Here is a 22637-nt window from a genome sequence, read left to right on the forward strand (position 1 = left end):
GCGCGGGCGTCGGGGTCGCCTCGGCTGCGGGCGGTGGCGTGGGTGCGGGGCCGTCCGCGGCGGTGTCGCCGGGCGGGGGCGTGGCGCCCGGCGTGGGACGGCCTGTGGGTGCGGGTGGCGGCGGGGTGGTGGGGGCCGGGCCGTCCGCGGCCGGGGTGCCGGGTGTGGGCGGGGCGGGGGGCGTCATGACCGGGGGCCTGTCAGCTGGGGCTTCGTTCGGGACAGGGCTTCGTCGAGGGTGCGCAGGGAGGCGTACGCGCCGGGGGTGCCCGGGCGGGCGCCGTAGGTGACGTCGTCGAAGGTGCGGGCCGCGGCGCGGAGTCCGGCGGTGTGGGCCGGGAGCGAGGCGGAGGCTTCGGCGGCGGCCTCGTCGGCGGTGCGGCCCGGGCGGGGGTCGAGGAGGGTGCGTTCCTCCAGGGCGCGGACGACGGCGCGCATGCGTTCCTGTACGGCTTCGGTCCAGTGGCCCGCGGCGGCGTGGGCTTCGGCGGCGGCGCGGTGGTCGGCGGCGCTGCGGATGCCCTCGTCGAAGAGGTCGCCGGCGCCGTCGGCGGTGCGGCGGGGGGTGCCGAGGCGCCACCACAGGGCGGTGACGGCCAGGGCGACGAGGACGGCGATGGCGATCAGGCCCAGGGTGCCGCCCGGGGCGGACCCGGAGGCGCGGTCGAAGAGCTCGCCGACCCATTCCCAGAACCGGTTCATGGCGCGCTGGAGCAGGCCCGGGTCGTTCTGGTGGTACACCGGCTTCGACAGTTCGTGCTCAGCCGCCTCACGGGCCGCGTCGCGCCCCGTCGTCACCGGCCCCCCCGTACGCATCATCCCCGCATCATCCCCGGATCAGCCTCCGGCCCCCACCGGCGGTGGCGTGGTGGCCGTGCCGTCGCCCGCGCCGTGGTTCGCGCCGTAGTTCTCCAGGCCCGCGGCCCGGGCGAGTTCCAGGTCGAGCGCCTCGCGGCGGATGCGCTGGTCGACGTAGAGCAGGACGGTGACGCCGGACTGCATCGGCATGGTGATCGTCAGCGCGATGATCACGCCGATGGCCGTGAGGATCAGGTAGCCCCAGCCGGCCTGGCCGGTGCCGTCGGCGAGAGCGCCCATGTCGCCGCCGAAGAGGGCCAGGCCCAGCGCGGTCAGCGGGAACACGATGATCCCGGAGAGGAAGGCGGTGATCAGCTGGGTCAGGAAGGTGATGCCGAAGATGCGCCACCAGGAGCCGCGGACCAGCTTCCAGGACCGGTTGAGGGCCTTGGAGACCGAGGCCTTCTCCAGCATCAGGGCGGGCGAGGACAGGCTGAAGGCGGTCCAGAGCCAGACGACCAGCCCGAGGCCCGCGAAGACGCCGAGGAAGCCGAGGCCGTAGCTGCCGAGAAGGATGCCGGGCAGGACCAGTACGCCGATCAGCAGGATCGCGCCGAGCATCAGGATCAGGGTCAGGCCGAGCAGCCTCAGCAGCTGCGGGCGGGCGTCGCGCCAGGCGGAGCCGATGGACGAGGCGTTGCCGAGCACCGCCCGGCTGAAGATCATCGTGAGCATCGCGGTGGCCACGATGGAGCCGACCAGCTGGATGAAGAGGTCCGCGCCCGAGGCGAGCAGGGTGCCGCTGAGGGTGTCGAAGGCCTCGGTCATGGTCGTCGGCTGCGAGTCGACCTCGAACTCGGACAGCGCGTAGTTCTGCGTGAGCAGGCTGAACAGCTGCACGACCGTGGCCACGACCAGGGTGATCGGCAGGACCGAGCGCCAGTGCTTGCGCATGGTGGCCACCGCGCCGTCGAGGATCTCGCCCACGCCGAGCGGGCGCAGCGGGATCACACCGGGCTTGGCGGCCGCCGGCTTGCCCCAGTGGGCGCCGGGGCCGCCCGGATAGCCGTACTGGCCCGCGTACTGGGAGCCCTGCTGCCCGCCCTGCTGCCCGCCGTACGATCCCCAGCCCGCGCCCTGCTGTGGCGCCGGTGGCGCCGCGGCCGGGCCGGTGGCACCGGCGCCGGCGTCGGGTGTTCCCGTGCTGCCGGGGCTCGACCACTGGCCGGGCGGCGGCTGCTCGGCCGACCACTTCGGGTCACCGGCCGGCTGCGCGGGCCGCGGGGGAGGCTGTGTGCCGCCTGCGCCCTCCGCCCCTTGAGCACCGTCGGACGGGGAGGATCCGGGCGTAGCCCAGCCCGGAGAGTCGTTCATCGTCGCTCCTTCACGTGCACTGCGGGGGAGGCGGGGCGCATGGTCCGGCAGTCATCGTGCCATGTGAGAACGTCATACGGACCAGCCGTCCCCCCATCCATGGCCGCCCGCACCCTTCAATTGTCGCGCGGATCCGGGGCAGACTGGTCGTCCTGATCACCACGCAGGTCCGAGGGGCGATTTCCAGCCCCTTTGGCTGTGGGACAGCTCACCGCCGGGTAACGATTAGCTAATGGGATGATGTCAACCATGAAGGGACGCGTCCTTGTCGTCGACGACGACACCGCGCTGGCCGAGATGCTCGGCATTGTGCTGCGTGGAGAAGGTTTTGAGCCGTCGTTCGTAGCGGACGGTGACAAGGCACTTGCTGCCTTCCGGGAGGCGAAGCCGGACTTGGTGCTGCTCGACCTCATGCTGCCCGGACGGGACGGCATCGAGGTGTGCAGGCTGATCCGGGCCGAGTCCGGCGTGCCGATCGTCATGCTCACGGCCAAGAGCGACACGGTCGACGTCGTCGTGGGCCTGGAGTCCGGGGCCGACGACTACATCGTCAAGCCGTTCAAGCCGAAGGAGCTGGTGGCCCGCATCCGGGCCCGCCTGCGCCGGTCGGAGGAGCCCGCGCCCGAGCAGCTGGCCATCGGTGACCTGGTCATCGACGTGGCCGGGCACTCGGTCAAGCGGGACGGCGCCTCCATCGCCCTGACCCCGCTCGAGTTCGACCTGCTGGTCGCCCTCGCGCGCAAGCCCTGGCAGGTGTTCACCCGCGAGGTGCTGCTGGAGCAGGTCTGGGGCTACCGGCACGCGGCGGACACCCGCCTGGTCAACGTGCACGTACAGCGCCTGCGCTCCAAGGTCGAGAAGGATCCGGAGCGCCCCGAGATCGTCGTGACGGTGCGCGGTGTCGGCTACAAGGCCGGACCGAGCTGACGTGCAGCCCGGCACGCCCCGCAGCGGTTCCCGCCGGGGAGCCCTGCGGGGCGGCCGGGTGCTCCGTCACGTCGCGGACGGAGCACCGGGCGGCCCCGTGCTGAGGCTGCTCGTGCGCCTCGTACGACGGCCGCTGCTTCCGGCTGTCCGGATCTGGCGGCGCAACATCCAGCTCCGGGTGGTCGCGGCCACCCTGCTGATGTCACTGGCCGTGGTCCTCGCGCTCGGCTTCGTCGTCATCGCCCAGGTCAGCAAGGGCCTCCTCGACGCCAAGGAGGAGGCCGCGCAGAGCCAGGCCGCGGGCGGGTTCGCGGTCGCACAGGAGAAGGCCAACGCCCCCGCGACGGTGGACGGGCCCGATGCCACCGACAACAAGCTCGGCCGGGACGCCAGCACCTGGATGAACTCCCTGGTCAAACAGCTCGCCAGTGGCGGGCAGACCGCCTTCGAGGTCGCCGCGCTCGGGGCGGGCACCGGCACCGGCGAGGAGCAGCCCCCCGGGCGCGCGCCCGGGGTCCGCGGCGCCCGCGCCTCCGGCAACGTCGACCCGACGGCGAGCGTCCCGCTCTCCCTGCGCCGGGCCGTCAACCACGCCACCGGCGCCTACAAGGGCTTCGCCCAGATCCGCTACACCACGGGCGCCGGGGAGAAGACCCCCGAGCCCGCCCTGGTCATCGGCAAGCGCCTCACCGACATCAACGGAGAGGCGTACGACCTGTACTACCTCTTCCCGCTGACGCAGGAGGAGGAGTCCCTCAACCTGGTCAAGAGCACCATCGCCACCGCAGGCCTCTTCGTCGTGGTGCTGCTCAGCGCCATCGCCTGGCTGGTCGTACGCCAGATCGTGACCCCCGTGCGGATGGCCGCCGGGATCGCCGAGCGGCTCTCGGCGGGCCGGCTCCAGGAGCGGATGAAGGTCACCGGCGAGGACGACATCGCCCGCTTGGGCGAGGCCTTCAACAAGATGGCCCAAAACCTCCAGAACAAGATTCAGCAGCTGGAGGACCTGTCGCGGATGCAGCGCCGCTTCGTCTCCGACGTCTCCCACGAGCTGCGCACCCCGCTCACGACGGTACGGATGGCCGCCGACGTCATCCACGACGCCCGGGTCGACTTCGACCCGATCACCGCGCGCTCGGCCGAGCTCCTCGCCGGGCAGCTCGACCGTTTCGAGTCGCTGCTCGCCGACCTGCTGGAGATCAGCCGGTTCGACGCGGGCGCCGCCGCGCTGGAGGCCGAGCCCATCGATCTGCGGGACGTCGTGCGCCGTGTCATCGACGCCGCCGAGCCGCTCGCCGAGCACAAGGGCACCCGGATCCGGATCCTGGGCGACTCCCAGCCGGTGATAGCGGAGGCCGACGCCCGGCGCGTGGAGCGGGTGCTGCGCAACCTCGTCGTCAACGCCGTCGAGCACGGCGAGGGCCGCGACGTCGTGGTGCGGCTCGCGTCCGCGGGCGGGGCCGTCGCCGTGGCCGTACGGGACTACGGCGTCGGGCTCAAGCCCGGCGAGGCCACCCGTGTCTTCAACCGTTTCTGGCGGGCCGACCCGGCCCGGGCGCGCACGACCGGCGGTACGGGCCTGGGCCTGTCCATCGCCGTCGAGGACGCCCGGCTGCACGGCGGCTGGCTCCAGGCGTGGGGCGAGCCGGGGGGCGGTTCGCAGTTCCGCCTGACCCTGCCGCGCACCGCCGACGAGCCGCTGCGGGGTTCGCCCATCCCGCTGGAGCCCGAGGACTCGCGGGCCAACCGGGCCAGGGCCGTCGCGGACGCGGCGGCCACCGGGGCGCCCGCCAGGGCGGCGGAGCCCGCGGACCGCTCGCCGATACCGCCGCGGTCGCCCGTGGCCGGGGCGGCGGCGGTGCCCGCCGACCCGACGGCGCTGCCGGGCAGCGGGGCCAGGGTCGTCACGCGGCCGGCGGACCAGAGCGGCCCCGCCGAGCAGGGCGACCAGGAGAACGGAGCAGGTGGAGCGGATGGACGCTGAGACCCGGGCCGCGCGCGTGCGCGGCGTAGGGAGCCTGCGCGGTCTGCGGGGCCCGCGCGGCCTGCGGGCGTACGCCGCCCTGGGCGCGGCCGGGCTGCTGCTGGCCGGCTGCGCCTCCATGCCCGACCACGGTGAGATCCGGCCGGTGCAGGCCTCGCAGGGCGTGGACTCGCAGGTCCGCGTCTTCGGTGTGCCGCCGGCCGACAGGGCCAGCCCGCAGGAGATCGTCGACGGCTTCCTGGAGGCCATGACCAGCGACGACCCGCAGCAGCAGACCGCCCGCAAGTACCTCACCGACGAAGCCGCGAAGAACTGGAAGCCGGGCACGGCCGTCACCGTGCTCGCGGCCGGACTCGACCGGTTCTCCGTACAGGGCGAGAAGGATCCCGCGGGGCCCCGCTTCAAGGTGACGGGCAAGCGGCTCGCCACGGTGGACGAGCGCAGCGCGTACCAGCCGGAGGCCGGTGGGCGGCGCTACGAGGAGTTCCTGCAGCTCGCGCAGGAGAACAAGCAGTGGCGGATCGCGACCCCGCCCAGCAGCCTCGTGCTGAGCCAGTCCGACTTCGAGCGCATGTACATGCCGGTCAACAAGTACTACTTCGCGGGCAACACGCTCGTCGCCGATCCCGTCTACGTGCGCCAGCGCAGCGATCCCGACTCGCGGATGGACCCGACGACGCAGACCGTGCAGTCGCTGCTGGCCGGCCCGTCCAAGTGGCTGGGCCCGGTGGCCTCCTCCAGCTTCCCCACCGGAACGGAGCTGCGCGAGGGCACCAAGTCCCTGGCGTACGACGGCCAGAACACGCTGCGCGTGCCGCTCAACGACAAGGCCGACAACGTCGCGCAGCCGCAGTGCCAGAAGATGGCGACGCAACTCCTCTACACCGTCAAGGACCTGACGGGCAGCCAGCGGGTGGACCGGGTCGAACTGTTCCGTTCGGACAAGTCCTCGCTGTGCTCGGTGACCGAGGCGGGGGCGGCCGTGAACGCCAACCGGCCGCTGCCGCCGGAGCACCAGTACTACGTGGACAACGAGTACCACCTGCAGCGGCTGAACCTCGACGCCAACAAGGAGGACCAGCAGGACCAGCCCGCGCCCGCCCCCGGGCCGCTGGCGGCCAACCCCACCTTCAAGGTGGGCACGGCGGCCGTGGCGTACGGCGAGAAGCGCGCGGCGGTGGTGTCGGAGGACGGCCGCGGCCTGTACGTGGTGAACCTGACGAACACCGGACCCATGCCGCAGCCGCTGCTGACCAGCAAGGGCGCCAAGCCGAACGCGCTGACCGCGCCCACCTGGGACGCCGCCGGGGACCTGTGGGTCGCCGACCAGGACCAGCAGAACCCGACGCTGTGGCGGGTGCCCGGCGGCACCGGGACCCCCCAAAAGGTGCAGGTCGCCGGACTCGACGGCGGGCGGATCGCCGCGCTGAAGGCCTCCCCGGACGGGGTGCGGCTCGCGATGCTGGTGCAGGGCGAGGGCGGCAAGAACCTGTTCATCGGACGGGTGGAGCGGCCCGACGCCAAGACCGGCGCCTCGGCGGTGTCGGTGCGCGAGCTGCGCCCGGCGGCCCCGCAGATGGCGGACGTGGACGCGATGAGCTGGGCGCCGCGGGGCCGGCTGCTGGTGGTGGGCCGGGAGAGCGGCGGGCTGGTGCAGGCCCGCTACATGCTGGCGGACGGCTCGATGGTGGCGGCCGGTTTGCCCGGGGCGAGCGGGCTGAAGGCGGTGGCGGCGACCGAGGACGAGAAGAAGCCGGTGGTCGGGTCCTCGGACGAGGACGGGATCGTGTGGCTGCCGCCGGGGGCGCAGTGGCGCACGGTGGCGGCCGGCGGCAGGGCCCCGGTCTACCCGGGCTGACCCGGATCCGACCTGCGGTTTGCGCCCCGGTCCGGAGTTGTCCACAGGGGTGGTGGCGCCGTGCCCGCGCGCGGCACAGTGGTGGCCATGCGGGGGTGGTGGCAGGAGCTCGCCGGGCTGGTCCTGCCGGTGGACTGCGCCGGCTGCGGCGCGGCCCGGGTGCTGCTGTGCGGTGGGTGCCGGTCGGCGCTGAGCGGGGCCGGGGCGCGGTGTGTACGGCCGTCTGCGTGCCCGGCGGGGCTGCCGCGGGTGTATGCCTCGGCCGCGTACGAGGGGGCCGTACGGGACGTCGTACTGGCCCACAAGGAGCGCGGGGCGCTCGGGCTGGCCGGGCCGCTGGGCGGCGCCCTGGCGGCAGCGGTCCGGGCGGGCGGTGCGGGTGGGGGCGGGGGCGGGGCGGGGGAGGTGGCCCTGGTCCCGGTGCCCTCCGCGCGGCGGCAGGTCCGGGCGCGCGGGCACGATCCGGCGCGGCGGATCGCTCTGGCGGCTTCGGCGCGGCTGCGCCGGGCCGGGGTTCTCGCGGGCGTGGCGCCCGTACTGAGGCTGCGGCGCGAGGTGGCCGACCAGGCGGGCCTGGGGGCCCGGGAGCGCCGGGAGAACCTCGCGGGGGCCCTGGAGGCCCGCCGGGACGCGGCGCCGCTGACGGCGGGGGCGGCTCGGATCGTGCTCGTCGATGACCTGATGACCACCGGAGCCACCCTCGCGGAGGCGGCGCGGGCGCTGCGCGCGGCGGGCATCGGTCCGGTGGCGGGCGCGGCGGTGGTCGCCGTTTCCGTGACTTCGTTCGATCGGATCCGGTCCGCAACTCGTACAGAGCAAGAAACTCGTGAATAGATTTGGAACCGGAGGGGAAGGCGCATCGTTGCAGGTAGTAAGAGGGAAGTGCCACCTGAACGGAGGTACGTTCCGGTAGCGGGTGCCGACAACCGGCATAGAGGGATATGTTCGGTTGTGAGGAACTGGCGAGCCTTGGGCCCCACGCATCGGATCGCACGTTTCGAATGTTTCGGATCTTTCGGATCCTTCGTGTCAGAGGGTGTCTCTCGACTCCGAAGTCGGTGGGGTGTTGATCTTGCCGATGGGGGAGGAGGAGGTGAAAGTCGCCAAGTCCGAGGCTCCGGTGTTCACCGGAGTCTGGTGCGAAAGGGAGACGCTTCGCCCCTGAGGCGGAGCTATCCGGGAACGGAGTTCTGCGTGGACATCGTCGTCAAGGGCCGCAAGACCGAGGTGCCCGACCGGTTCCGCAAGCACGTGGCCGAGAAGCTGAATCCGGAGCGGATCCAGAAGCTCGACGCCAAGGTGATCAGCTTGGACGTCGAGGTGTCCAAGGAGCACAACCCGCGTCAGGCCGACCGTTCCGACCGCGTGGAGATCACCCTGCGTTCGCGGGGCCCGGTGATCCGTGCCGAAGCCGCCGCCGCCGACCCGTACGCGGCGCTCGACCTGGCACAGGACAAGCTGGAGGCCCGGCTGCGCAAGCAGCACGACAAGCGCCACACCCGCCGCGGCAACGGCCGCCTCTCGGCGGCGGAGGTCGCCGACGTGGTGCCGGATGCCGCGACCCTGAACGGCAACGGCGAGCCGGTCTCCGAGGAGAAGGCGGGCGCGATCCCGACCACCCGCATCGGGTCGCTGGAGGTGCAGGGCGAAGGCCCCCTCGTGGTCCGCGAGAAGACCCACTCGGCGGCACCCATGTCGCTCGACCAGGCTCTGTACGAGATGGAGCTGGTCGGCCACGACTTCTACCTGTTCGTCGACTCCGACACCAAGATGCCCAGCGTCGTCTACCGGCGCCACGGCTACGACTACGGCGTGATCCACCTCAACGCCGACACGGCGTCCAGCTCGGGTGAGCTCGACGGCGCGGGCGCGGGCGGTGCGCTCGGCGGCTGACGCCGGGCACGGTTTCGCGCGGTGCCCCCGTCGCACGCTCCGGCGTTCGCGGGGGCACCCGTATGACTTGTATCAGCCGGCCGGTATCCATCGGCTCCCCGTACCGTCGTGTGGGCATGGAATCATGGCGGTCAGTCAACCGGCGGCCGCCCCCGTCGGATTGGCCCACAGCTCAGCACATGCGGTGCAGGGGGAGGAACGATGGCGGACAGCTTCGGGCCGGTGCGTGGTGACGACGGTGCGGGCTGCCGTGGAGGGGAGCCGGCGGGAGAGCCGGCCGGGGAACCGATCCGGGTGCTCGTGGTCGACGACCACGCACTGTTCCGGCGCGGCCTGGAGATCGTGCTCGCGCAGGAGGAGGACATCCAGGTCGTCGGCGAGGCCGGGGACGGTGCGGAGGCGGTGGACAAGGCGGCCGACCTGCTGCCGGACATCGTGCTGATGGACGTACGGATGCCCAGGCGCGGCGGGATCGAGGCGTGCACGTCCATCAAGGAGGTGGCGCCCTCCGCGAAGATCATCATGCTGACGATCAGCGACGAGGAGGCCGACCTCTACGACGCGATCAAGGCGGGTGCGACGGGGTACCTGCTGAAGGAGATCTCGACGGACGAGGTCGCGACGGCGATCCGTGCGGTGGCGGACGGGCAGTCACAGATCAGCCCGTCCATGGCGTCGAAGCTGCTGACCGAGTTCAAGTCGATGATCCAGCGCACCGACGAGCGGCGGCTGGTGCCGGCGCCGCGGCTGACGGACCGGGAGCTGGAGGTCCTGAAGCTGGTGGCCACTGGCATGAACAACCGGGACATCGCCAAGGAGCTGTTCATCTCCGAGAACACCGTGAAGAACCACGTGCGCAACATCCTGGAGAAGCTGCAACTGCACTCCAGGATGGAGGCGGTGGTCTACGCGATGCGCGAGAAGATCCTGGAGATCCGCTGATCGCTCCGGCGGGAGCCGGCGGGACGGCCGGGTGCCGCCCGGACGCCGCGCCCGGACACCGCGCCCGGCGGTGCCCCGGCTCCACGCCGACGGTCCCTACGCGCGCAGCGCGGTGAGCTCCGCGGCCACGGCCGCCGCTTCCCGCGGGCTCTGCGCGAGCTCGATCCGCACCTCCTCGCATCCCACCCACCGGGCGGCCTCCCAGAGAGCCTGCGCCATGGCGGCAGCGGCCGCGGGGGACGTCAGGGAGAGCTGGCGGGCCACCAGGGTGGCCCCCTCGCGGCCCGGGTCGACGCGGCCCTGGAGCCGGCCGCCGGCCAGCAGCGGCATCGCGAAGTAGCCGTGTATCCGCTTGGGTTTGGGGACGTACGCCTCCAGGCGGTGCGTGAAGCCGAAGATCCGCTCCGTGCGGGGCCGGTCCCAGACCAGTGAGTCGAACGGGGACAGGAGGGTGGTGCGGTGGCGGCCGCGCGGCACGGTCGCAAGGGCCGAGGGGTCGGCCCAGGCCGGCTTGGACCAGCCCTCGACCTCGACCGGGACCAGCCCGGAGTCCTCGACCACGGCGTCGAACTCCTCGCCCTTGAGGCGGTGGTAGTCCGCGATGTCGGCGCGGGTGCCGACGCCGAGGGACCGGCCGGCGAGGGCGACGAGGCGGCGCAGGCACTCGCGGTCGTCCAGGTCGTCGTGGAGCAGCGCGTCGGGGACCGCCCGCTCGGGTAGGTCGTAGACCCGCTTCCAGCCGCGGCGCTCGCTGCACACCACCTCGCCGGTGTCGAGCAGCCACTCCACCGCGATCTTGGTCTCGGACCACTCGAACCACTCGCCGCCGTTCTTGGCGCCGCCCAGCTCGGTGGAGGTCAGCGGGCCGTCGGCCCGGAGCCGGTCGAGGACCGCCTTCGTCGAGCGCTCCTTGTCCTGCAGGACGTGCCAGCGGTGGCCGCGCGCGCGGCGGGCACGGCGGCGGAAGGCGAAGTGCGGCCACTCCTCGATGGGCAGGATGCAAGCCGCGTGCGACCAGTACTCGAAGGCGTGCCGGTCCGACCAGTAGGCCCGTTCCACCGCGGTCCGGCCGACGGCGCCCAGGCGTGCGTACGGGATGAGCTCGTGCGAGCGGGCCAGCACGGAGATCGTGTCGAGTTGGACGGCGCCCAGGTGCCGCAGCACGCCGCGGACGCCTCCCTTGCGGTCGGGCGCCCCGAGGAAGCCCTGCGCGCGCAGGGCTATCCGGCGGGCCTCGTCGGCGGACAGGGACACGGTCGGCGGCGGGCTGCTCATGCGCCGAAGCCTAGGCGGCGCCACTGACAACGGGCCCGTACGGGAGCCGGGAGGGCAGACCCAGGTCCGAGGGGAGCAGTGCGCCGGCCCAGCAGTCCAGCAGCGTGCCGTCGTGTTCCATGCCGGCGCGCTGGACGCCCTCGATCAGGAAGCCCGCCTTCTCGGCGACCGCGCGGGAGCCGTCGTTGGCGACGGCGGCGCGCCAGACCAGCCGTACGACGCCCGCCTCGGTGAACGCCCAGCGGACGGCGGCCCGCAGGGCTTCGGCCATGTAGCCGCGGCCCCGGTGCGCGGCGACGGTCCAGTACCCGATCTCGTGGGTGTGCGAACCCGTCCGGTGCACGGCGAGCGTGGCGACGAGCGGGCCGTCCGCCCCGAGCCGTACGGCGAAGTTGTACGCGGTGTCCTCACGCCATCCGTCCGGGACGGTCTGCGTGACGTAGGTCTGCGCGTGGGCGGGCTCGTAGGGGACGGGCACCGAGATCCAGCGCTGGATCTCGGGGTCCTGGCAGGCGGAGTGCACCTCGGCGGCGTCCTCGGGGGTGTGGGGGCGCAGCACGAGGCGTTCGGTGGTCAGCGTGATCGGCTTCATGGATCCCGATCCTGCCGGTCGGCTAGTCGGCGGCCGACGGCAGGTACGGCAGCGCGGGGGTCAGGCCCAGGTCGCAGGGGAGCAGGGCGCCCACCCAGGAGTCGCGTACGGTGCCGGCGCGGTGCAGGGAGGCCCGCAGGAGTCCCTCGGCGCGGAAGCCGGCCTTCTCGGCGACGGCTCGCGAGGCGGCGTTGCCGACCTCGGCGCGCCATTCCAGGCGTACGGCGCCCAGGTCGGTGAAGGCCCAGCGGGCGACGGCGGTCACGGCCTCGGTCATGAAGCCCTGCCCGCGGTGTTCCTTGGCCGCCCAGTAGCCGATCTCGTACGAGTTCGTCCCGAAGGCCTCGTGCACGTGGACGCCGACGGCCGCGACCAGCGGGCCGCCGGAGCCGAGGCGGGCGGCGAAGGAGTAGCCGGTGTCGTCGCGCCAGCCGCCGGGGACCAGCTCGCCCACGAAGCTGCGGGCGTGTGCGCGTTCGTACGGGGAGGGGACCATGGTCCAGCGCTGGATGTCGGGGTCCTGGCAGATGGCGAAGACCTCGTCCTCGTCGGCCGGGCCGAAGGGGCGCAGTTCCAGTCGGGCGGTGTTCAGGGTGGTGGGCTGCATGGAGTGATTCTGGTTCGCCGCCGCGCCGGGGGCGAACAGTTTTCGTCTGCCCCGGCACCTTCGGCGGCTCTCGAACGTTCTCATTCAGGGCGCCCGTGCCCTGCGGATAGTCCGGACCTCCCGACGCGACCGCGTCCTCGCTTACGATGGCCGTTGCGGTGGGGCCCACCCTCCGTGCCCGTGTACGAAACAGTGCCAGGCCCGACCGGCAAGGAGACAAACCTCGGTGTCCGTCTTCAACAAGCTCATGCGTGCAGGCGAAGGCAAGATCCTGCGCAAACTGCACCGCATCGCGGACCAGGTCAACTCCATCGAAGAGGACTTCGTCAACCTCTCCGACGCCGAGTTGCGTGCGCTCACGGACGAGTACAAGCAGCGCTACCAGGACGGCGAGAGCCTGGACGACCTGCTGCCCGAGGCCTTCGCGACCGTTCGCGAGGCCGCCAAGCGCGTCCTCGGGCAGCGGCACTACGACGTCCAGATCATGGGCGGCGCGGCGCTGCACCTCGGCTACGTCGCCGAGATGAAGACCGGTGAGGGCAAGACCCTCGTCGGCACGCTTCCCGCGTACCTGAACGCGCTGTCCGACAAGGGCGTCCACCTGATCACGGTGAACGACTACCTGGCCGAGCGCGACTCCGAGATGATGGGCCGGGTGCACAAGTTCCTCGGCCTGGAGGTCGGCTGCATCCTGGCGAACATGTCGCCCGCGCAGCGCCGCGAGCAGTACGCGGCGGACATCACGTACGGCACGAACAACGAGTTCGGCTTCGACTACCTGCGCGACAACATGGCGTGGTCGCAGGACGAGCTGGTCCAGCGCGGCCACAACTTCGCCGTGGTCGACGAGGTCGACTCGATCCTCGTCGACGAGGCCCGTACCCCGCTGATCATCTCCGGCCCGGCCGACCAGGCCACGAAGTGGTACGGCGACTTCGCGAAGCTGGTCACCCGCCTGAAGAAGGGCGAGCCCGGCCAGCCGCTGAAGGGCATCGAGGAGACCGGCGACTACGAGGTCGACGAGAAGAAGCGCACGGTCGCCATCCACGAGACCGGTGTCGCCAAGGTCGAGGACTGGCTCGGCATCGAGAACCTCTACGAGTCGGTGAACACCCCGCTCGTCGGCTACCTGAACAACGCCATCAAGGCGAAGGAACTGTTCAAGAAGGACAAGGACTACGTCGTCATCGACGGCGAGGTCATGATCGTCGACGAGCACACCGGCCGCATCCTCGCCGGCCGCCGCTACAACGAGGGCATGCACCAGGCGATCGAGGCGAAGGAAGGGGTGGACATCAAGGACGAGAACCAGACCCTCGCCACGATCACCCTGCAGAACTTCTTCCGCCTCTACTCGAAGCTGTCGGGCATGACCGGTACGGCCATGACCGAGGCCGCCGAGTTCCACCAGATCTACAAGCTCGGTGTCGTCCCGATCCCGACCAACCGCGACATGGTCCGCAAGGACCAGGCGGACCTGATCTACCGGACCGAGGTCGCGAAGTTCGCCGCCGTCGTCGACGACATCGCGGAGAAGCACGAGAAGGGCCAGCCGATCCTCGTCGGTACGACGTCGGTCGAGAAGTCCGAGTACCTCTCGCAGCAGCTCTCCAAGCGCGGCATCCCCCACGAGGTGCTGAACGCGAAGCAGCACGAGCGGGAGGCCTCGATCGTCGCGCAGGCCGGTCGCCGCGGCGCCGTCACGGTCGCCACGAACATGGCCGGCCGCGGTACCGACATCAAGCTCGGCGGCAACCCCGACGACCTGGCCGAGGCCGAGCTGCGCCAGCGCGGCCTGGACCCGGAGGAGCACATCGAGGAGTGGGCGCACGCCCTGCCCGAGGCGCTCATCAGGGCCGAAGCGGCCGTCAAGGCCGAGTTCGAAGAGGTCAAGGAGCTCGGCGGCCTGTACGTGCTGGGCACCGAGCGGCACGAGTCGCGCCGTATCGACAACCAGCTGCGCGGCCGCTCCGGCCGACAGGGCGACCCGGGCGAGTCCCGTTTCTACCTGTCGCTCGGCGATGACCTGATGCGGCTGTTCAAGGCGCAGATGGTCGAGCGCGTCATGTCGATGGCGAACGTGCCGGACGACGTGCCGATCGAGAACAAGATGGTGACGCGCGCGATCGCTTCGGCCCAGTCGCAGGTCGAGACCCAGAACTTCGAGACGCGCAAGAACGTCCTGAAGTACGACGAGGTGCTCAACAACCAGCGCACGGTCATCTACGCGGAGCGCCGCCGCGTCCTGGAGGGCGAGGACCTCCAGGAGCAGATCCGCCACATGATGGACGACACGATCGACGCCTACATCACGGCGGAGACGGTCGAGGGCTTCGCCGAGGAGTGGGACCTGGAGCGCCTGTGGGGCGCCTTCCGGCAGCTCTACCCGGTGAAGGTCACCATCGAGGAGCTGGAGGAGGCCGCGGGCGACCGCGCGGGCATCACCGCCGAGTTCATCGCGGAGTCCGTCAAGGACGACATCCACGAGCAGTACGAGGCGCGCGAGAAGCAGCTCGGCTCCGACATCATGCGCGAGCTGGAGCGGCGCGTGGTGCTGTCGGTGCTGGACCGCAAGTGGCGTGAGCACCTGTACGAGATGGATTACCTGCAGGAGGGCATCGGCCTGCGGGCGATGGCCCAGAAGGACCCGCTGGTCGAGTACCAGCGCGAGGGCTTCGACATGTTCAACGCCATGCAGGAGGGCATCAAGGAGGAGTCGGTCGGCTACCTGTTCAACCTGGAGGTCCAGGTCGAGCAGCAGGTCGAGGAGCTCCCGGTGCAGGATGCCGCGCCGGCGGCGGTGCGTCCGGAGATCCGTGCGAAGGGCCTGGACGCTCCGCAGCGGCCGGACCGGCTGCACTTCTCCGCCCCCACGGTGGACGGTGAGGGCGGCGTGGTCGAGGGCGACTTCGACGCGGACGAGGCCGGCGAGGGTGACGGGATGACGCGGGCGGAGCGGCGCAAGGCGCAGAAGGCCTCCGGCGGGCGTCGCCGCAAGAAGTAGCCCCGCTGGGGTGGACCGTCGGCCGGGGCCGGGCACCGTACGTGGTGTCCGGCCCCGGCCGCTTCGTGTGCGCGGTGCGGCGCCCTGCCGGGCTCCGCCCCGGACCCCGCGCCTCGAACGCCGGCGGGGCGGGAGGGTGCGTCATGGGCGGGGGCCCTGGATTTCGACCGCCGCGCAGCGCCAGCGGAGGTCGGGGCCCTGTTCCAGGCGGAAGGCCATCGCCGAGACGCGGTCGCCCGTCGTGATGCGGGCGAAGGCCTCGATGACGCCCGGGCCCGGGGTGAAGCGGCCGCACTGGCGGATGACCGGGCACAGCCGGTTGCGGAAGGGGTCCGCGGGCGCCAGGGTGACCAGCTGCTCGTACGCCGGGCCGACGGTGTGCCCGAGGAGCGAGTGCACCGGCCGGCGGCCGCTGAGCACCGCCAGCAGGCGTTCGGCGAACCAGTGGTGGGGTCCGCGGTGGACGAGGGTCGGCGGGCGGCGCTGGTCGTGGCGGCCGGGGGGACGGGTGGTGCTCCTGGCCTTGCTCATGGCGGTCGTCCCCCGAGGAGTCCGGGCCCGGGTGCGGTACCGGGCGGTAACGTGGTAGGGGATCTTCTACGGGCCCGCGAACACGCTCCGCAACGGCCCCCGGGGGGCCCGCACCGGCGGCGGACCGTTCACCTATCAGAGGTGCCGCCCGACGCCCCCGGGCGGTCCGGCCCGCCCCGCGAGGGCCCGCGGTGGACGCGATCGGGCCCGGTCCCGGCAGCCCGAAGGGGTACGCGCGGCCGTATCCTGGGGGCGTTTCCGACTACCGAAAGCAGCCGGCCATGCGTGTGTACGTCCCCCTGACCCTGTCCGGGCTCGCCGAGGTGCACGAGGCGGGTGAGCTGGGTCCCGCCCCGCTGCTGGCGTACGCCGTCACCCCCGGACTGCGCGAGTGGTACGTGTCGGACGACATCGAGGAGCTGGAGTACGCCGCCCTGAGCCGGGCCGCGGCCGCCTCGCTGCGCCTCCTGGCGGCCGACGCCGCCGCCCCGCGCCGCCGGGTCGTCATCGCGCTCGACGTGGCCGACAAGGCCGCCACCGCGACCCCCGGGGTCGACGAGGCCACCCTCGGCCAGGTGACCGTCGACGGGGCGCTGCGGCTGACCGTGGCCGCCGCCGTGCACGTGGACGCCGATGACGCGGAGGGCGACGTCAGCGCCGCCGCCGCGGCCGTGGGGGCCGCCGACGCCGGGGACGGGGACGCGCAGTTCACCGTCGACGGCGCCGAGGACCACGAACTGCTGTGGTTCGGGGTCCAGGAGATCCCGGGGCTGCTGAAGTGAGCCAGACGCGCACCGCCGCCGCCCACCACATCGTGTGGGACTGGAACGGCACCCTGCTGCACGACATCGACGCCGTCATAGCCGCGACGAACGCCTCCTTCGCCGAGTTCGGCTTCGCGCCGATCACGCTGGAGCGCTACCGCGAGCTGTACGTCGTACCGGTGCCGAAGTTCTACGAGCGGCTGATGGGCAGGCTGCCCACCGAGGCCGAGTGGGCCGTCATGGACGACACCTTCCACCGGTACTACTGGGCCGCCGCCGACGCGGCCGGGCTCGCCGAAGGAGCCCGGGAGCTGCTCAGGGACTGGCAGGCGGACGGCTTGACCCAGTCGCTGCTGTCCCTCGCGCCCCATGAGAAGCTCGTGCCGCTCGTACAGGCGCACGGCATCGACCGGCACTTCCTGCGCGTCGACGGCCGTACGGGCCCCTCGCACACCACCAAGGCGGGCCACCTCGTACGTCATCTGGCCGCCCTGGAGGGGGCGGGAGTGGCGGCCGAGCGCACGGTCCTCATCGGTGACGCCGTCGACGACGCGCTGGCCGCCGCGCACGTGGGCGCCCGGGCCGTGCTCTACACGGGCGGTTCGCACAGCCGCAGCAGTCTGGAATCAGCCGGTGTGCCCGTGGTGGACACCCTGGCAGACGCCGTACGCGCTGCTCGTGAACTGGCCGAATAGCTACTGGCACGCGCGGCCGTCCACGTCGCTGTCCAGAGTGTCAAAGTTCCACCCCCGGTTTTGTACACATACAGCTCATGACGAGTCGGGGGTGAGGGGAGATAGCCTGGTACCCGTGATCAGCGCGATAGTCATCGGAGGCACCGAAGCCTCCGGCCACCGCCCGGCGCACCACCGTGCCCGGGCCATCGCTGATCCCCGCTGCCGGGACCTCTCGCCGATCATGGCTGATTCCCTCCCGGTCGGCCTTCTCGACGGCATAGCGTCGATCCCGAACGGAATCCCCGCCTCGCGGTGCTATGCCATTCCTTCCTTCACCTACGTCACGCAATGGCGCGCGACAGGAGCCAGAGGACATGCAGACCAAGCTGGACGAAGCAAAGGCCGAGCTGCTCGCGCGGGCGGCACGGGTAGCTGAGAACAGCCCGGCCGGGGGGCTACTTCCGACTGGGTCCGAGCAAGGGGAGCGTCCAGACCAGGACACGATGCTCGCCTACCTCCAGCGCTACTACCTGCACACCGCCCCCGAGGACCTCTTGGACCGGGATCCGGTCGACGTGTTCGGGGCGGCGCTCTCCCACTACCGGCTCGCGGAGAACCGGCCGCAGGGCACCGCCAGCGTGCGGGTGCACACCCCCACGGTCGAGGAGAACGGCTGGACCTCCAGCCACTCCGTCGTCGAGGTGGTCACCGACGACATGCCCTTCCTGGTCGACAGCGTCACCAACGAGCTGTCCCGCCAGGGCCGCGGCATCCACGTCGTGATCCACCCTCAGGTCGTCGTGCGCCGTGACGTCACCGGCAAGCTGATCGAGATCCTCGGCCCCGACTGCGACGCGCACGGCCCCAAGACCGCGCGCCCCCACGACTCCCTCGTGGAGTCCTGGATCCATGTTGAGATCGACCGCGAGACCGACCGCGCCGACCTCAAGCAGATCACCGCCGACCTGCTGCGCGTCCTGTCCGACGTACGGGAATCCGTCGAGGACTGGGAGAAGATGCGCGACGCCGCGCTGCGCATCGCCGACGAGCTGCCCGGCGAGCCGACCGCGCCCGACCTGCGCGAGTACGAGCTCGAAGAGGCCCGTGAGCTGCTGCGCTGGCTCGCCGACGACCACTTCACCTTCCTCGGCTACCGCGAGTACAACCTCGTCGACGGCGACGCCCTGTCCGCCGTGCCCGGCACCGGCCTCGGCATCCTGCGCTCCGACCCGCACCACAGCGGCCAGGAGGACGCGCACCCCGTCTCGCCGTCCTTCAACCGGCTGCCGGCCGACGCCCGCGCCAAGGCCCGCGAGCACCGCCTGCTGGTGCTGACGAAGGCCAACAGCCGCGCCACCGTGCACCGTCCCTCGTACCTCGACTACGTCGGCGTGAAGAAGTTCGACGCCGAGGGCAACGTCGTCGGCGAGCGCCGCTTCCTCGGCCTCTTCTCCTCCGCCGCGTACACCGAGTCCGTGCGCCGCGTCCCGGTCATCCGCCGCAAGGTCGCCGAGGTCCTCGAAGGCGCCGGCTTCGCGCCGTCCAGCCACGACGGCCGCGACCTGCTGCAGATCCTGGAGACGTACCCGCGCGACGAGCTGTTCCAGACCCCGGTCGACAAGCTCCGCGAGATCGTCACCTCCGTCCTGTACCTCCAGGAGCGCCGCCGGCTGCGGCTGTACCTGCGCCAGGACGAGTACGGCCGCTACTACTCGGCGCTGGTCTACCTGCCGCGCGACCGCTACACCACCGGCGTGCGGCTGCGGCTGATCGCGATCCTGCAGGAGGAGCTCGACGGCATCAGCGTCGACTTCACCGCCTGGAACACCGAGTCGATCCTCTCCCGCATCCACTTCGTCGTCCGCGTCCCGCAGGGCACCGAACTGCCCGTCTTGACCGACGCCGACGTGGAGCGCATCGAGGCCCGTCTGGTCGAGGCCGCCCGCTCCTGGGCCGACGGCTTCGCCGAGGCCCTCGTCGCCGAGCTGGGCGAGGAGCGCGCCGCCGAGCTGCTGCGCCGCTACGGGACCTCCTTCCCCGAGGGCTACAAGGCCGACCACTCGCCGCGCGCGGCCGTGGCCGACCTGTGCCACCTGGAGCGGCTGTCCGCGAGCGACCGCGAGTTCGCGCTCTCGCTGTACGAGCCCGTCGGCGCGGGCCCCGGCGAGCGCCGGTTCAAGATCTACCGCACGGGTGAGCAGGTCTCGCTCTCCGCGGTCCTGCCCGTGCTGCAGCGCCTGGGCGTCGAGGTCACCGACGAGCGCCCGTACGAGCTGCGCCGCTCCGACCGGGTCAGCGCGTGGATCTACGACTTCGGCCTGCGGATGCCCGCCTCGAACGGGACCGGCGACGGCGCGGCGGCATCCGGCTACCTCGGCGACGACGCCCGCGAGCGCTTCCAGGACGCCTTCGCCGCGGTCTGGCAGGGCGACGCCGAGAACGACAACTTCAACACCCTGGTGCTGAGCGCCGGGCTCACCTGGCGGCAGGCCGTCGTCCTGCGCGCGTACGCCAAGTACCTGCGCCAGGCCGGCGCCACCTTCAGCCAGGACTACATGGAGGACACCCTCCGCAACAACGTCCACACCACCCGGCTGCTGGTCTCGCTGTTCGAGGCCCGGATGTCGCCCGGCCGCCAGTCCGCCGGCACCGAGCTCATCGACGCCATGCTGGAGGAGCTGGACGGGGCCCTGGACCAGGTCGCCTCGCTCGACGAGGACCGGATCCTGCGGTCCTTCCTCACCCTCATCAAGGCGACGCTGCGCACCAACTTCTTCCAGCTGAACTCCGCGGGCGAGCAGCACTCGTACGTGTCCATGAAGTTCGACCCGCAGGCCATCCCGGAGCTGCCGGCCCCGCGCCCGGCCTTCGAGATCTGGGTGTACTCCCCGCGCGTCGAGGGCGTCCACCTGCGCTTCGGCAAGGTCGCCCGCGGCGGCCTGCGCTGGTCCGACCGGCGCGAGGACTTCCGTACGGAGATCCTCGGCCTGGTCAAGGCGCAGATGGTCAAGAACACCGTCATCGTGCCGGTCGGCGCCAAGGGCGGCTTCGTCGCCAAGAACCTGCCGGACCCGTCGGTGGACCGCGACGCCTGGCTCGCCGAGGGCATCGCCTCGTACAAGATCTTCATCTCGGCGCTGCTCGACATCACCGACAACATGGTGGGCGGCGAGGTCGTGCCGCCCACGGGCGTGGTCCGCCACGACGAGGACGACACCTACCTCGTCGTCGCCGCCGACAAGGGCACCGCGACCTTCTCCGACATCGCCAACGGCGTCGCCGAGGCGTACGGCTTCTGGCTGGGCGACGCCTTCGCGTCGGGCGGTTCGGCCGGCTACGACCACAAGGGCATGGGCATCACCGCCCGCGGCGCCTGGGAGTCCGTCAAGCGGCACTTCCGCGAGCTCGGCCACGACACCCAGACCCAGGACTTCACCGTCGTCGGCGTCGGCGACATGTCCGGAGACGTCTTCGGCAACGGCATGCTGCTCTCCGAGCACATCCGCCTCGTCGCCGCCTTCGACCACCGGCACATCTTCATCGACCCGAACCCGGACGCGGCCACCTCCTACGCGGAGCGCCGCCGCCTGTTCGAGCTGCCGCGCTCCTCGTGGGCCGACTACGACACCGCGCTGCTGTCCGCGGGCGGTGGCATCCACCCGCGTACCGCCAAGGCCATCCCGCTCAACGCGCAGGTCCGCGCGGCCCTCGGCATCGAGGCGGGCGTCACCAAGATGACCCCGGCCGAGCTGATGCAGACCATCCTGAAGGCCCCCGTCGACCTGCTGTGGAACGGCGGCATCGGCACGTACGTCAAGGCGACCGCCGAGACGCACGCCGACGTCGGCGACAAGGCCAACGACGCCATCCGCGTCAGCGGCTCCGACGTCCGGGCCAAGGTCATCGGCGAGGGCGGCAACCTGGGCCTGACCCAGCTCGGCCGCATCGAGTTCGCCCGCACCGGCGCCGGCGGCGAGGGCGGCAAGATCAACACCGACGCCATCGACAACAGCGCGGGCGTGGACACCTCCGACCACGAGGTGAACATCAAGATCCTGCTGAACTCGGTGGTCGCCGACGGCGACCTGACGGTCAAGCAGCGCAACAAGTTCCTCGCCGAGATGACCGACGAGGTCGGACATCTGGTGCTGCGCAACAACTACGCCCAGAACCTCGCGCTCGCCAACGGCGCGGCCCAGGCCCCCAGCCTGCTCCACGCCCAGCAGCGCTTCATGCGCCGCCTGGGCCGCGACGGGCTGCTGGACCGCGCGCTGGAGTTCCTGCCCAACGACCGGCAGATCCGCGAGCTCCTGAACAACGGCAAGGGCCTGACCCAGCCGGAACTGGCCGTCCTCTTCGCCTACACCAAGATCACGGTGGCGGACGAGCTCATCACCACCGAGCTGCCGGACGACCCGTACCTGCGCCACCTGCTGCACGAGTACTTCCCCGGCGCGCTGCGCGCGAGGTTCCCCGAGCAGGTCGACGGGCACGCGCTGCGCCGCGAGATCATCACCACGGTCCTGGTCAACGACACCGTCAACACCGGTGGCTCGACCTTCCTGCACCGCCTGCGCGAGGAGACCGGGGCCTCCCTGGAGGAGATCGTGCGGGCGCAGCTCTCGGCCCGCGAGATCTTCGGCCTGGCCGAGGTGTGGGACGCGGTCGAGGCGCTCGACAACAAGGTCGCCGCCGACGTCCAGACCCGGATCCGGCTGCACTCGCGGCGCCTGGTCGAGCGCGGCACCCGCTGGCTGCTGAACAACCGGCCGCAGCCGCTCCAGATCACCGAGACCATCGAGTTCTTCTCGGAGCGGGTGACGAAGGTCTGGTCCGAGCTCCCGAAGCTGGTGCGCGGCGCGGACCTGGAGTGGTACGAGTCGATCACGGACGAGCTGATCGGCGAGGGCGTGCCGGAAGAGCTGGCGGCCAAGGTGGCCGGCTTCTCGTCCGCCTTCCCGACGCTCGACGTCGTGGCGATCGCGGACCGCACCGGTGCGGACCCGCTGGACGTCGCCGAGGTGTACTACGACCTCGCCGACCGCCTCGACATCACCCAGCTGATGGACCGGATCATCGAGCTGCCGCGGTCGGACCGCTGGCAGTCCATGGCCCGCGCCTCCATCCGCGAGGACCTGTTCGCGGCGCACGCGGCCCTGACGGCCGATGTGCTGGCGGTGGGCGACGGCACGTCGACTCCCGAGGACCGGTTCAAGGCCTGGGAGGAGAAGAACACGGCGATCATCGGCCGGGCCCGGACCACGCTGGAGGAGATCCAGGGGTCGGACGACTTCGACCTGGCGAACCTGTCGGTGGCGATGCGGACGATGCGCTCGCTGCTGCGCGCGCACAGCTAGTACGCGGCCGGTACGGTACGAAGGCGGGCGGCCCGGGACCATCAGGTCCCGGGC

At 71.7% G+C, this 22637-nt stretch carries 17 protein-coding genes; 10 read left to right on the forward strand and 7 right to left on the reverse strand.

Annotation, left to right across the window (positions count from 1 at the left end):
- From ACFWB8_RS32090 to ACFWB8_RS32100, 3 genes are all read right to left on the reverse strand, one after another.
- Nucleotides 1-187: hypothetical protein (locus ACFWB8_RS32090; protein ID WP_385235083.1), on the reverse strand; the 187-nt coding region annotated here is incomplete at its 3' end.
- Entirely contained in the window at nt 184-819 is a 636-nt protein-coding gene (locus tag ACFWB8_RS32095; protein ID WP_385235086.1) for a DUF4129 domain-containing protein, read from the reverse strand. The genes ACFWB8_RS32095 and ACFWB8_RS32090, both read right to left, overlap by 4 nt.
- An 18-nt stretch (nt 820-837) precedes the next feature.
- On the reverse strand, nt 838-2172 hold the full coding sequence (locus ACFWB8_RS32100; RefSeq protein WP_385235089.1) for a hypothetical protein: 1335 nt from the start codon (nt 2170-2172) through the stop codon (nt 838-840).
- 237 nt (nt 2173-2409) lie between these two features.
- On the opposite strand from ACFWB8_RS32100, the gene mtrA reads away from it, so the two are divergent.
- From mtrA to ACFWB8_RS32130, 6 genes are all read left to right on the forward strand, one after another.
- Nucleotides 2410-3099 carry a two-component system response regulator MtrA gene (gene mtrA, locus ACFWB8_RS32105; protein ID WP_189747360.1) on the forward strand — a complete coding sequence of 230 codons (690 nt, stop codon included), beginning with the start codon at nt 2410-2412 and terminating at the stop codon, nt 3097-3099.
- 1 nt (nt 3100) lies between these two features.
- Entirely contained in the window at nt 3101-5083 is a 1983-nt protein-coding gene (mtrB, locus tag ACFWB8_RS32110) for an MtrAB system histidine kinase MtrB (RefSeq protein WP_385235092.1), read from the forward strand.
- Nucleotides 5073-6941 (forward strand): LpqB family beta-propeller domain-containing protein, encoded by a 1869-nt coding sequence (locus ACFWB8_RS32115; RefSeq protein ID WP_385235095.1) that lies wholly within the window; start codon nt 5073-5075, stop codon nt 6939-6941. Before mtrB ends, ACFWB8_RS32115 begins: the two co-directional genes overlap by 11 nt.
- 87 nt (nt 6942-7028) lie before the next feature.
- Nucleotides 7029-7775: a ComF family protein gene (locus tag ACFWB8_RS32120; RefSeq protein WP_385235098.1), complete on the forward strand. Its 747-nt coding sequence runs from the start codon at nt 7029-7031 to the stop codon at nt 7773-7775.
- Nucleotides 7776-8135: 360 nt separating this feature from the next.
- Nucleotides 8136-8834: a ribosome hibernation-promoting factor, HPF/YfiA family gene (hpf, locus tag ACFWB8_RS32125; RefSeq protein WP_385235101.1), complete on the forward strand. Its 699-nt coding sequence runs from the start codon at nt 8136-8138 to the stop codon at nt 8832-8834.
- 201 nt (nt 8835-9035) lie between these two features.
- A complete protein-coding gene (locus tag ACFWB8_RS32130) occupies nt 9036-9776 on the forward strand; it encodes a response regulator (RefSeq protein ID WP_385235103.1) in 741 nt (246 codons plus the stop codon).
- Nucleotides 9777-9872: 96 nt separating this feature from the next.
- Here the strand turns inward: ACFWB8_RS32130 and ACFWB8_RS32135 are convergent, their stop codons facing one another.
- From ACFWB8_RS32135 to ACFWB8_RS32145, 3 genes are read right to left on the reverse strand one after another with little or no spacing between them, the layout of a single operon-like run.
- Nucleotides 9873-11051: a winged helix-turn-helix domain-containing protein gene (locus ACFWB8_RS32135; RefSeq protein WP_385235105.1), complete on the reverse strand. Its 1179-nt coding sequence runs from the start codon at nt 11049-11051 to the stop codon at nt 9873-9875.
- A gap of 10 nt (nt 11052-11061) precedes the next feature.
- The gene (locus ACFWB8_RS32140; protein ID WP_385235108.1) at nt 11062-11643 is read right to left on the reverse strand and encodes a GNAT family N-acetyltransferase; all 582 of its coding nucleotides are present in this window, start codon (nt 11641-11643) and stop codon (nt 11062-11064) included.
- A 22-nt stretch (nt 11644-11665) separates the two neighbouring features.
- The gene (locus tag ACFWB8_RS32145) at nt 11666-12250 is read right to left on the reverse strand and encodes a GNAT family N-acetyltransferase (protein WP_385235111.1); all 585 of its coding nucleotides are present in this window, start codon (nt 12248-12250) and stop codon (nt 11666-11668) included.
- Between the two features lie 226 nt (nt 12251-12476).
- Between ACFWB8_RS32145 and secA the strand changes: the two genes are divergently transcribed.
- Entirely contained in the window at nt 12477-15254 is a 2778-nt protein-coding gene (secA, locus tag ACFWB8_RS32150) for a preprotein translocase subunit SecA (protein WP_385235114.1), read from the forward strand.
- 141 nt (nt 15255-15395) lie between these two features.
- On the opposite strand, the gene ACFWB8_RS32155 is transcribed toward secA, so the two are convergent.
- Entirely contained in the window at nt 15396-15785 is a 390-nt protein-coding gene (locus ACFWB8_RS32155) for an Rv3235 family protein (protein ID WP_385235117.1), read from the reverse strand.
- Between the two features lie 281 nt (nt 15786-16066).
- Between ACFWB8_RS32155 and ACFWB8_RS32160 the strand changes: the two genes are divergently transcribed.
- The 3 genes from ACFWB8_RS32160 (at nt 16067) to ACFWB8_RS32170 (ending at nt 22583) form a co-directional block, all read left to right on the forward strand.
- Complete coding sequence (locus ACFWB8_RS32160) at nt 16067-16567, forward strand: DUF6912 family protein (protein ID WP_385235120.1); 501 nt, start codon at nt 16067-16069, stop codon at nt 16565-16567.
- Nucleotides 16564-17244 (forward strand): HAD family hydrolase, encoded by a 681-nt coding sequence (locus ACFWB8_RS32165; RefSeq protein ID WP_385235123.1) that lies wholly within the window; start codon nt 16564-16566, stop codon nt 17242-17244. The genes ACFWB8_RS32160 and ACFWB8_RS32165 overlap by 4 nt, the downstream gene beginning before the upstream one ends.
- A gap of 356 nt (nt 17245-17600) precedes the next feature.
- A complete protein-coding gene (locus tag ACFWB8_RS32170) occupies nt 17601-22583 on the forward strand; it encodes an NAD-glutamate dehydrogenase (RefSeq protein WP_385235126.1) in 4983 nt (1660 codons plus the stop codon).
- Nucleotides 22584-22637: the final 54 nt, after the last annotated feature.

The sequence above is a fragment of the Streptomyces sp. NPDC060031 genome (assembly GCF_042736805.1).
Lineage (GTDB): Bacteria > Actinomycetota > Actinomycetes > Streptomycetales > Streptomycetaceae > Streptomyces.